9 protein-coding genes are annotated in these 11,846 nt (G+C 61.3%); 7 read left to right on the top strand and 2 right to left on the bottom strand.

Annotated features, from left to right (window positions below; genetic code table 11):
• The first annotated feature begins 26 nt into the window (after positions 1 to 26).
• Positions 27 to 539 carry a DUF4442 domain-containing protein gene (locus LF252_RS13575; RefSeq protein ID WP_226270132.1) on the top strand — a complete coding sequence of 171 codons (513 nt, stop codon included), beginning with the start codon at positions 27 to 29 and terminating at the stop codon, positions 537 to 539.
• 91 nt (positions 540 to 630) lie between these two features.
• Here LF252_RS13575 and LF252_RS13570 read toward each other — a convergent pair whose 3' ends face one another.
• Both LF252_RS13570 and LF252_RS13565 read right to left on the bottom strand, forming a co-directional pair.
• Positions 631 to 2,190, bottom strand: a complete 1,560-nt coding sequence (locus LF252_RS13570) for a DNA integrity scanning protein DisA nucleotide-binding domain protein (protein ID WP_226270131.1) — start codon at positions 2,188 to 2,190, stop codon at positions 631 to 633.
• Between the two features lie 109 nt (positions 2,191 to 2,299).
• On the bottom strand, positions 2,300 to 3,085 hold the full coding sequence (locus tag LF252_RS13565; protein ID WP_226270130.1) for an energy transducer TonB: 786 nt from the start codon (positions 3,083 to 3,085) through the stop codon (positions 2,300 to 2,302).
• A 111-nt stretch (positions 3,086 to 3,196) separates the two neighbouring features.
• On the opposite strand from LF252_RS13565, the gene LF252_RS13560 reads away from it, so the two are divergent.
• The 6 genes from LF252_RS13560 (at position 3,197) to LF252_RS13535 (ending at position 11,728) form a co-directional block, all read left to right on the top strand.
• Entirely contained in the window at positions 3,197 to 3,631 is a 435-nt protein-coding gene (locus LF252_RS13560; protein WP_226270129.1) for a RidA family protein, read from the top strand.
• A gap of 27 nt (positions 3,632 to 3,658) precedes the next feature.
• Positions 3,659 to 4,765, top strand: a complete 1,107-nt coding sequence (locus LF252_RS13555) for a hypothetical protein (RefSeq protein ID WP_226270128.1) — start codon at positions 3,659 to 3,661, stop codon at positions 4,763 to 4,765.
• A 36-nt stretch (positions 4,766 to 4,801) separates the two neighbouring features.
• Positions 4,802 to 6,694: a MutS-related protein gene (locus LF252_RS23050; protein WP_226270127.1), complete on the top strand. Its 1,893-nt coding sequence runs from the start codon at positions 4,802 to 4,804 to the stop codon at positions 6,692 to 6,694.
• 132 nt (positions 6,695 to 6,826) lie between these two features.
• Positions 6,827 to 7,795 carry a bestrophin family protein gene (locus LF252_RS13545; protein WP_226270126.1) on the top strand — a complete coding sequence of 323 codons (969 nt, stop codon included), beginning with the start codon at positions 6,827 to 6,829 and terminating at the stop codon, positions 7,793 to 7,795.
• Positions 7,796 to 7,981: 186 nt separating this feature from the next.
• The gene (locus LF252_RS13540; RefSeq protein ID WP_226270125.1) at positions 7,982 to 9,529 is read left to right on the top strand and encodes an FAD-dependent oxidoreductase; all 1,548 of its coding nucleotides are present in this window, start codon (positions 7,982 to 7,984) and stop codon (positions 9,527 to 9,529) included.
• Between the two features lie 75 nt (positions 9,530 to 9,604).
• Positions 9,605 to 11,728 carry an FUSC family protein gene (locus LF252_RS13535; protein ID WP_226270124.1) on the top strand — a complete coding sequence of 708 codons (2,124 nt, stop codon included), beginning with the start codon at positions 9,605 to 9,607 and terminating at the stop codon, positions 11,726 to 11,728.
• Positions 11,729 to 11,846 lie beyond the last annotated feature (118 nt).

The raw sequence follows: 11,846 nt of genomic DNA, 5'->3' as shown, positions 1-11,846 counted from the left end.
ATTGCAACAGCCCAACCCATCCTGCCATGACCACTACGCCCACCACCGCCGCTGCCGATACTGCCCGCCTGGAGAAATTTCGCCGCGACATTAGTAATCCGCTGAAGCTGAAGCTATTCATGTTGCAGCGGCTGCCCATGGCCTATCTGGCCGGGCTGCGTGTGGCCGAGTTGACGGTGGAGCGCGCCACTGTAACGGTGCCCTATAAGTACCTCACCCAAAACCCCTTTCGCAGCATCTACTTCGCCTGCCTGAGCATGGCCGCCGAAATGGCTAGTGGCCTGCTGGCTATGATGCATGTGCAGGCCGGCCCGCCGGTGTCTATGCTGGTAACGGGTCTGGAAGCGGAGTTTATCAAGAAGGCGGTAGGTCTCATTCGCTTCACCAGCACCAATGGCGCCGCCATCGGGCAGGCCATTGCCGAAAGCCGGGCCACCGGTGAAGGCCGCACCGTGGTGTGTACCAGCGTGGGCACTGATGCTGCCGGTGATACCGTGGCTACCTTCCGTATCACCTGGTCGTTCCGGGCTAAGCGATAAAACAACTGTCATCCTGAGCGCAACGAAGCTCCTTCGCTGCGCTCAGGATGGCAGTTGTTTCTTCACTATCAACTTGTGGCTACCTCACCGCTTACTCCTCCCGCAAGCTTTCCTTGGTGATGACATCTACTAGGCCATCTTCGCTTACTACAATAGCCAGGCAGGGGTAGGGGGAACTCTCAACGTACCGAATGGCGGAGTTATAGCGGGCTCCGCGGGTACTGGTGCCGTGGCCCGACGCTTTACCGTCCAGAATCACGCCGATGGAGTAGCAGTAGCTGTCGGGGTCGAGGAGTACGGCCCCATCGATGGCCGTAACGAGGCGGGTGATGAGCGGGGTGAGCGGAACCGGCTCGATGAGCGTGCATTGCAGCTTGAGGCGGTCGGCTTCGGCCAGGGCTTCGGTGGTGATGACCAGCAGGGTGCCATGCTTTTGGCGGCTGGCTTCCACTACCACATCCCACAAGCGCTCAATCTTGACGTTGTCGGTGAGTTGGAAGGTGTGCTTCAGGTCGCGGCGGAACCGGGCCCGGTTGAGGCGGGTGCGGGGCAGGCTGGGCAGGCCATAATGGGCGCGCATGAGCACCTGCCCGCCGTGCTGAAACTCCCAGGCGTAGTGCGTCACGAAGTTGATAACAAACAGATCTTCCCGGGAGGCGTCGTACTGGCCTACCTGCCGGCCCAGGGCGTACACGTTTTCACCGTCGGCCAGCAAACTCACATCCGAGGTGGTCATCTCCAGCAGCTTGCGCACGGCCCGGTAGTCGGTGAGCGGAGTAGGGCAGGTGAGGGCGAATACCTCCGAGAGATTAGGGTGCCCGCGCCGGGCCAGCAGCAGCTTGCCAATGCCCTCGGCGCCTTCGTAGCGCAGCGAGGAAATGGTGTTACAGGTGGCAAACAGCTTGGCCGTGGCCGGGTTCATGCCCAAATCCTGGGCGGGCGTGTCCATGAACAGCTTGCCGGCCGAGCGGATGATTTCGTCGGTGTCGCGGGGGCGTACCAGTAAGCCCGAGCCGGGCTCCGGCTCCGTCAAGGACTTGTAGCACTCCTCGTGGAAGCGCAGGATGGCCGACATCAACAAGGAGTAGGACAGGAAGCGGCCGTCGGTGTAGTAACGGTTTTTTTGGAGGGTGGGGTAGGCCTGGGCGGGCTTGCGGTTGAGGCGCAGAACGGGCATTACAAAGTGCTGTTGAATGCGCACACCCGGCCCGGCAAAGTACAGGTACTTGCCCACTGGTAAATCATCGAATACCTCCTGCACGGCCAGGCGCAGGCCCAGGGCCGTTTGCTTGCGCTGCACCATCTCCTCACTCATAAACTCGGCATCGGGCAACGACCAAGGCTGCAGCATCTGGTAGTAGCGTCCCCGCGCCCGGGCCTCCGTGAAGGCTTGCCCATCCAGGCCGCAGTCGGCCGGCTCCAGGCAAACGGTAGCGGGCTCGTCCTGGTCCGTGTCGTTTACAGGCAGGGCTAGTAGTAGCACATAGGGGTCCAGGTCCTCATCAAGCGCCTCAAACACCCCGTTGGCAATAAGCTGCGCTGCTTGTCGAAACCGCGCCTGGTAGGGCCAGATGGAAAAGCTATCCGGCAGAGGAAGCGGGGTGCCAAAGGCAACGGGCGGAGCAGCAAGCAGGGGTAGGGGCGACAACATAGCGGGAAGGAAAGCCGGCCGGAGATAACCCGGCCCGGTAGTACATCAGCTCAGGTAAACAGGCCGACGGATGAAAGCGGAAAATACTTAATGACAGCGGCAGTACGCGCTACAGCGTAAATACAACCGGCAACACCATCTTTTGCTTCATGGGTTGCCCTTGGTAGGTAGCGGGCTGCCATTTGGGTGCGGTCTTGATAAGCCGAATGGCCTCTTCATCGAGGCCGGCCCCGAGGCGCTTAACGGGTTTGATGTCGGTGAGGGAGCCGTCTTTCTGCACCACAAACTCCATCATTACCCGGCCCTGCACTTTCTTCTGGCGGGCCAGGGCGGGGTATTTCTGGTTTTGCTGAATCCACTCGAAAAAGACATCGGTGCCGCCTACCGGCCGGGCCGGCTGGTCGGGTTTTACCACTTGGGTAACGGGGCCAGTAGCCGCTCCAGGGGCGGCCGTAGCGGTGGTGCCTGCGCCGGATTCAGCCGGAATTTCAAATGCAATGGGCACCGATACACGCTGGCGAACCACGCCGCCGCGGTGCTGGGCGGGCGTCCAGCGCGGGCCGCCTTTGATGAGTCGAATAGCCTCAGCATCCAGCGCCGGGTTGAGGGGCTGGGCCACGGCCACGTTGGAGATGGAGCCGGTTTTCTCCACCACAAACGACACGGTGACCGTGCCCTGCGCCCCCGCCTGCAGCGCGGCCGTGGGGTATTGCTGGTTATCGGCCAGATACTGCGCGTACGCTTCCACGCCGCCCACCGGCACGGCCGGCTTTTCCACGGCATCATAAATTTCGGAGGCAGCCGGAGCTTTGGGGTATTTCAGCTTTTGGGCAGCGGCGGGGGCTGCTAGGCCCAGCAGGGCCACCAGCGGCAAATAGCGGAACACGTGTTTCATAGCAGGTAGGAAGAGGTGAGCCGGAGCACCGGTTGGCACAACAACCGCACCAGCCTACGGCACAGTTTCCGGATGGTACGAAAAGAACGGGTTTTCGGTAGATTTGACGCTATGCAACCTGACGTAACTTCCGCTGCCCACCATTCTGGCCGTGCCCCCGAGCCAGTGGGCCTGTACCCGCACGCCCGGCGCGCCGGCAACCTGTTGTTTCTCTCGGGCGTGGGGCCGCGCCAGCGGGGGCAGAAGCATGTGCCCGGCGTGGAGCTGGATGAGGACGGCAATATCCTGCGCTACGACTTCGAAAGCCAGTGCCACGCCGTGTTCCAGAACGTGCGCTACATTCTGGAAGACGCCGGAGCCCGCTGGGAAGACCTGGTGGACGTGACGGTGTACCTCACCAACATGCGCGACGACTTCGCCACCTACAACCGCCTCTACGCCGAGTATTTCCAGACCAACCAGCCCTGCCGCACTACCGTGGAGGTGAATTGCCTGCCCACGCCCATTGCCATTGAGCTGAAGTGCGTGGCGGCGCTGCCGGGGTAGGGAGTGGCAGTGTTAGGGCAAGGTTGTATGAATCTGAATAAGAAAGCGGGAGCTGCCCTGCTGTTGGCATTACTGGTAAGTCAGTCGGTAGCTGAAGCCCAAGACGCCTGGACAAACCTACGAGTCGAGCAAGTGGCCAGGCTGCAGGCGCTGACTGGTACATATGAAGGACAGATTGGGGGCAAATACGCCATCCGACTGCAACTTAGCCCGGGTGAAGCAGATACGCTGCTGACAGGTTCCTACTACTACTTATCCAAGGGCCAGCCACTAGAGTTGAAGGGCTTCACCCGGCCCAGTGTGCCCACCCAGGCTTTGGAACTGCGCGAAAACACCTCGACGGCGGCGGAGGCTACGGGCTGGTTTACTATAGGTCTAGGCCAGGCTAACGAGCCGGAAGTGCTTGGCCAGTGGTTCAATGCCTCCGGTACCACGTTGCTGCCCGTGAAGCTTTGGCGCGTGGGCGGGGCCGCCCGTCCGGCTGGCTTAGTGGCGCACATCACCCCAAAAATGTACCTGCAGTCGTTCCGAGTACCGGTAGTAACGGTGCCTGATGCGGGTGTGACCCGGTTGCTGGCGCATTGGTTTTCCATGCAAAACCTGACCAACGATGATGTAGCCGGGTTGCGGCAGCAGCTGGCCGAGCACAGCGGCATCCAAAGTGCCGATTATTCGGTCAACTACAACGCCCGGGGCCTGCTTAGTCTCACCGCCGAAACCGAAGGCTTGGGAGCCAGCGTGTGGTACGACAGCAAAACGTACAACCTAGATCTGGTAACGGGCTTCCCGATACAACTGGCCGATGAGCTAAAGCCGGAGTTGCTGCCCAAGTTTCTGGCGCTGGGGCAACGCAAACTGGCGGTAAAAGCCAAGGAGTGCGTAGCCGGGCAGGGTGATTTTCTATCTGCCGAGGACCAGGCCGGGGTGCTGAGTCAGGAGTTTAATCTGGGCAGCACGCAGGAATACACTATTGGCACCGATGGGCTCGTGTTCGACCATCCGGTTTCGTATGACGGCTTATCCAATTTTGTGTGGAAAGTGTTGCGGGGCAGCTTCCCGGTGACGTTTACCTATGCGGAGCTCAAGCCCTTTCTGAAACCCAACAGCCCGTTGCGGCGCCTGCTGCCCCAGTAACCTAGTACCTTCGCCGCTTCACCCGTACCCGCAGCCGTGCCCGTTTCCGCCGAATTTCGCAAGCTTACCGTTGCTCCCGCCGAGCTATTCCGGGAAAACCTCACGCACCATACCGAGCGGGAGGCCTACTTCGCCGGGCAGCACCGGCTGGTGGCACTGGTGCGGTTGCTGGTGTTTGGCGGAGCCGCCGTGGGCGCATGGGTTCTGTTCAGCGCAGGTGAAATTCTGGCTGGCTTCGGGGTGATACTGGCGGCTTACCTGGTGTTCTTGGGGCTGGTGCAATGGCATAGCAAGGTGGGCTACCAGCGCGAGCATCACCGCCTGCTGGCCCAACTGAACCGTGACGAGCTGGCCCGGCTGGAAGGTAAGCTCGGTGGCTTCGACCCCGGCCTGCGCTACCTCGACGCCCAGCACCCCTACGCCGCCGACCTTGACATGTTTGGGCCGCACTCGGTATTTCAGCTCCTGAACCGCAGCACCTCCCGGCTGGGGCAAGACTGGCTGGCCGGCTGGCTGCTCACTCCGGCCGCGCCGGCCGTGGTGCGGGAGCGGCAACAGGCTGCCGCCGAGCTGGCCCCCGATGTGGCCTGGCAGCAGGAGTGGCAGGCCCGGGCCCGGCACTTCCCCCGGCAGGAGCAGGACCCGCGCGTATTTTCCGGCTGGTTACGCCAACCCGATTTCTTCGCGGGCTGGGCGTGGCTGCTGCCGCTGATGGCCGTGCTGCCGGTGCTAGGTATTGGGGCTGTATTGGCGGCGTTGAACGGGTACAGTATGGCCCTGGTGCTGTTGCTGCCGGCCGTGCTGCTAAACAGCCGCTTTGCCACTATCCGGGCCGAGTACTACGAGCAAACTACCACCATCCGCGACGCGCTACGGGCTGCCCACGACCAGCTGGCCCTGTTTGAAGCCGGGGAGTGGAAAAGCCCGGCATTACGCCGCCTGCACCAAGTACTGCACGATACAGGGGGCACGGCCGCGGCCCAACTACTGCGGCGGCTTTCGGGGGTGGCGGGCTGGTTTTCGGCCCGGCAGAACCCGGCCGTGGCGGGTGTGCTGAATACCTTATTACTGTGGGATTTGTGGGGTGTCTGGCAGCTAGAGCGCTGGAAACGCCGTCTCACCGGTGGGCTGGAGCCCCTGCTGGAAGCTGCCGCTGAACTGGATGCGCTGGTAGGCCTGGCCGCGTTTCGGGCTGCCAACCCCAGCTTCGCGGAGCCCGACGTAACTGCTCCGGCCCTGACCGTGGAGGCTACCCAGCTGGGTCACCCCCTGCTATTTGGGAGCGAGGGAGTGAGCAACGATTTTCAGACCAGCGGCCTGGGGCAGACGGTCATCGTAACGGGCTCTAACATGGCCGGCAAAAGTACCTTTCTGCGCACAGTAGGGCTGAACCTGGTGCTGGCTCAGGCCGGCGCGGTGGTGCCCGCTGAGGCGCTGCGCTGCGGCCCGGCCCAGGTGTTCACGGCCATGCGCTCCAACGACAACCTGGCCGAAAGCACTTCCTCTTTTTACGCCGAGTTGAAGCGCCTGCGCCTGCTGCTAGACCTGACGGACGGCAGCGCATCTGCGGACAAAAAACCAGTAGCTGATAACGAACAACGAGCAACGAACAACCAAAAACCAATTTTCTACCTGCTGGACGAGATTCTGAAGGGCACCAACTCCGAAGACCGCCACCGTGGGGCCCGGGCCTTGGTGTACCAACTGCGGCACCGCGCCGCCAGCGGCCTCATCAGTACCCACGACCTGGAGTTGGCCGCCCTGGAAACGGACCTGCCGGCCCACGTGCGCAACGTGAGCTTCAACAGCTTCCTGAACCCCGATGGAACCCTGCACTTCGATTACCGCCTTACGCCTGGGGTGTGTCGCTCCTTCAACGCCAGTCAGCTGATGCGCCTGATGGGCATTGTGGTGGACGAGCCAGCCTAAGCTGCGGTTGAGCAACTTGCGGAGGGGGATACTGCGTAAGAGCGTACAGAATTACCGGGTTTAATAGGAGGTTAATGTGGGCCCTCTACCTTGCCGGTCTATCCTACTCCCCTCACGCTTACCCCTCGCTCTGTGTACATTCGCGAAAATCTCCGCTGGCATATCATCTGGAAACTGGGCTGGAAATCCGTTGCCGTTTTCACGGCGTACAGCGCCCTGATTTGCCTGATTTATGGACCGCTCAAGTTTCACTCAGTAGCCATTCCGTGGCAGCCAGTAGCCACCTTGGGTACGGCCGTAGCCTTTTACATTGGCTTCAAGAACAACGGCTCCTACGACCGTTTCTGGGAGGGCCGCCAGCTCTGGGGCGGCATTGTGAACAGCAGCCGCACCTCAGCCGTGCAGATTCTGGAGTTTATTACCTCCGTGGTGGATGCGCCGGGGGTAGAGGCCCCCGCCGCCTCGGCCGAGGAGCTCACCCACCGCCACCGCCGTATGGTGTACCGCCAAATTGCATGGTGCAATGCCCTGCGCATTCATTTGCGCCGCCAGCCCGAGCAGTGGGATGCCGCCGTAGCCCCTTTTCTGGAGGAGGAAGAATCGGAGAAGCTACGGACCATGGCCAACCCGCCCGCCCAGATAGTGCGCCTGCAGGCCGCCGAGCTACGCAAGCTGCGCGAAGAGCGGGGCCTGCTCAACGACTTCCAGCATGTAACCATGATGAACACGCTGGAGGTGCTATACAACCTGCAGGGTGGCTGCGAAAGAATCAAGAACACGCCGTTTCCGCGCCAGTATGCCTTCTTCAGCATGGTATTCGTGTACCTGTTCACGGCCCTGATGCCGCTGGGTCTGGTTACGGAGTTTGCCAAGATGGGCCCCTTGCACGTGTGGCTGACGGTGCCGTTTTCGGTGCTGGTATCCTGGGTGTTCTCCACCATCGAAACCGTGGGACACAGCAGCGAAAATCCCTTCGAAAACAACATGAACGACGTGTCGATGACAGCCATTTGCCGCTCAATCGAAATTGACCTGCGCCAGATGCTGGGCGAAACCGAGGTGCCGCCCAAGCTGGAGCCCGTGGAGGACATTCTGTACTAGCGGCGACCTACTGCTTAACAAGCCCATCAGTCAGCGTAAAGTGCTGTTTGATGGGCTTATTTGTGTTTAGCAATGACTTGTTGGCTAGTGTCTTATGCATTGCCAGTTGCAAGCTCATCGTTAACTAGAAGCAAGAGGCAAGCGTAGGTTGTCAGACATCCGTCCTGAACCTGACGCTCCCTGACCATGCCCCGTTCTAACCCCGCCCTTACCTCTGGTATTACCGTATCCTCGTGGCTCTCCACGGCTGAGGCACTGCCTGCTTTCAAGCCCCTGGCGGGAAACCTGACGGCTAACGTGGTAGTAGTGGGTGGCGGTATTGCGGGCCTGACTACGGCCTATCTGCTGGGGCTGGAAGGCAAGCAGGTAGTGCTGCTGGAAGACGGTGACCTGGCCAGCGGCGAAACCGGCCGCACCACCGCCCACCTCAGCTTTGCCCTCGACGACCGGTACACCACCTTGGAGCAGCTGTTTGGAAAAGAAGGTGCCCGCCTTGCCGCCGACAGTCACCGCGCCGCCGTGGACCGTATCGAGCAACTAGTGCAGCAGGAGCGCATTGCGTGTGACTTTGAACGCCTACCCGGCTATTTGTTTCTGCCTAAAAACGGCACGGCCAAAGAATTAGACGATGAGCTGGAAGCTGCTCACCGAGCCGGCCTGACCAACGTGAAGCGCCTGCCCGATGCTAAGGCCAAGGGCTTCCGGACCGGGGAGTGTCTGGTGTTTCCAGAGCAGGGGCAGTTTCATATTCTGAAGTACCTGCACGGGCTGGTACAAGCCATTCAGCGGCAGGGTGGGCGCATCTTTACCCGCACCCACGTAGCGGAAGTGCACGGCGGCTCCCAGGCTCGGGCCGTTACGGCCGCCGGCCACGAGGTGCAGGCCCAGGCCGTAGTAGTAGCCACCAACACGCCCTTCAACGACCGGGTGGTGATGCACACCAAGCAGGGTGCCTACCGCACCTATGTAGTGGTGGTGCAGGTGCCCAAAGGTTCGGTTACCAAAGCCCTGTACTGGGACACCGCCGACCCTTACCACTACATCCGTCTGCAGGAGCTGGACGCGGCGCACGACTTGCTGATTGTGGGTGGCGAGGACCACAAAACCGGGCAGGAGGAAAACCCAGAGGAACGGCTGCGCTGCCTGGAGGAATGGGTGCGGGAGCATTTTCCGACGGCCAGCGAGGTAGTCTACCGCTGGTCAGGGCAGGTGATGGAGCCCAACGATGGCCTGGGCTACGCGGGCCGCAACCCCCTGGACGCGGAGAATGTCTACATCATTACCGGCGACTCAGGCCACGGCATGACGCACGGCACGCTGGGCGCCATGCTCGTTACCGACCTGATTCAGCAGCGCAACAACCCGTGGGCTTCGCTCTACGACCCTGGCCGGGTAACGCTCAAACCCGAATCGGTGAAAGAGTTTGTGCGGGAAAACGTGAACGTAGCCGCCGAATACACCGACCTGCTAACGGGCGGCGACGTAAGCCAGGCCGAGCAGATTGCTCCGGGCACCGGGGCCGTGCTGCGGCGGGGGCTGAGCAAAGTGGCCGTGTACCGAGATACCAAGGGCCAGACGCACGAGTGCTCGGCCATTTGCCCCCACCTGGGCTGCGTGGTGCACTGGAACGGCCTGGAGAAAAGCTGGGACTGCCCTTGCCACGGTTCCCGCTTCGACGCGTTAGGCAAACTGCTGAACGGCCCCGCTAATTCCGATTTACGTCCCGTAGAATAGGAGCCGGGCTATATCTTGTGCGTCCGAACCTGGCTTGGCGCGTATAAGGTGGAGCCAACATGCGGCGCGGTTACTATGCACGAACGACTCCGGTCCCTTCGCTATTTTTTTACAAGTCAGGAATTCTCCGATGGCGTCCGTACCACGCTGTCTATTCTGCTGCCCGGGCTGTTATTGGGCGCTTCCGGCGACCTGAACACAGGCCTCACAGTATCGTTGGGGGCGGTGTGCGTGAGTTTGGCCGACTTACCGGGCCCACCCGTACACAAGCGCAACGGCATGCTGGCGGCCACCGCCCTTATCGGCCTGATGGCTGTAATAACGGGCTTTTTGCAACCTTACGTGTGGGCACTGGGCGCCGTGCTGGTAGGGGCCAGCTTTGTGTTTACGCTGCTGCTAGCCTACGGCAACCGGGCTGGCACAGTAGGCACGGCGGGCCTGCTTATCATGATTTTGATGCTGGATAAGCCCCTACCGCCCGGAGAAGTGCTGCCTTACGCCGGCTTGGTGTTTCTGGGTGGCTTGTGGTACGCCGGTATTGCGGGCCTGCTCAACCAGATTCGGCCGCACCGGGTGGCCCAGCAGGCCCTCGGCGACTGTATTCGGGCCATTGCCGATTTTCTGCGCCTCAAAGCTGAGTTTTACCGCACCGGCACCAACCTGGAGGCCGATTACCGCCGCTTGGTGCAGCAACAGGTAACCGTGAGCGAGAAACAGGACGCCGTGCGCGAAATCCTGTTCAAAACCCGCCAGCTCATCAAGGATTCCACAGGTACCGGCCGCCGCCTAGTGCTCACCTTTGTGGACCTGGTGGACCTCTACGAGCAGATTACCATCACCTACTACGACTACGCCGACCTGCACCGGCGCTTTGAGGCCAGCGGCGTGCTGGATGTAGTGGCCCGCGAAATCGAGGAAGTAGCCGCCGAGCTGGAAAGCATCGGGTTTGCCATTCAGGCCAACCACGGGTACACCTCCCGCCGCGACCTGCCGGCCGGGCTGGAACGGGTGAAAAACCGCATCGATGCGCTGGATGACCCTGCCCGCCCCGGCTACACGCGCATGCTCAAGAAGATTCTGGTGAACCTGCGCAACCTGGTGGGCCGACTTCAGGATATTCTGGCCTACTTCGATGCCAGCTCGCCGGTACCGGCCGGGCGGGAGCTGGAATTCGGCCGCTTTGTGACGCACCAGAGCTACGACGTGAAAGTGCTGCGCGACCACCTAACTATGCGCTCCGGCATCTTCCGCCACTCGGTGCGCATGCTGGTGGCCTGCCTCATCGGGTTTATCATTACCAAGCTGCTGCCCGGCCACCACAGCTACTGGGTACTCATGACGATTACCTACATGCTCAAGCCCGCCTTCAGCCTCACCAAGCAGCGCAACGTGCAGCGCGTGCTGGGCACGCTGGCCGGCGGGGTGCTGGGAGCCGGCATCCTCTGGCTGATTCCCGACCGGCAGGTGCTGCTCACGATTATGGTGGTGTTTATGGTGGTGTCATACAGCTTCGTGCGCATCAACTACCTAGTCACCGTCACGTTCATGACGCCGTTTATTCTCATCCTGTTCAGCTTTCTGGGGCTGGGCTACGTGCAGGTGGTAGAGGAACGGGTATTTGACACGGTGCTGGGTTGCCTGATTGCGTTTTCGGTGGGGTACCTGCTGTTCCCGCGCTGGGAGTCCGACCAGCTGCAGGATTACTTTAAGGCGGTGCTGCAGGCCAACCTCAAATACCTGCGCACCCTGCAGGAAGTGCTCATTGGCTCGCCGGTGGCCTTGGTTGATTACAAGCTGGCCCGCAAGGAGGTGTACGTCTCGTCGGCCAACCTGGGCGCGGCGTTTCAGCGCATGATGTCGGAGCCCCGGGGCAAGCAGCACCGCCCCGCCGAGGTGCACGAGTTTGTGGTGCTCAACCACATTCTGTCGTCCAACGTGGCGTCCATCACCTCGTCGTTGCTCAACGGTGAAACCCGCCCGGCCCTGCCCGCCAGCGGCCTCAAAAACCTGCGGCAGGCCCAGCAAACCCTGCACCGCAGCCTCCGCCGCCTCGACGCTCAGGAACCCGAAAACCTCCCCACCGACCTGCCCACGCCCGCTCCGGCACACTCACCCGATGCCCAATTGGGCGAACAGCTGGAGTTCATCCAGAAAGTCAGCAGCGACATTGGCAAGGTCACGGAAGCCGTGTTGAAGTAGACTCCTGTCATGCTTCGCCCGGCTTGACGGTCTGGCGGGTAGGCAAAATCGAGGATCAGAGGCAAATGCTGCGTGCAGCACCACCACATGAAAATCCCCAGACAACAGGAAGTTTCTT

This window comes from Hymenobacter pini (assembly GCF_020421205.1).
Lineage (GTDB): Bacteria > Bacteroidota > Bacteroidia > Cytophagales > Hymenobacteraceae > Hymenobacter > Hymenobacter pini.
The sequence above is the reverse complement of the archived record's forward strand: the minus strand, read 5'-3'. Positions and strand labels throughout refer to the sequence as shown.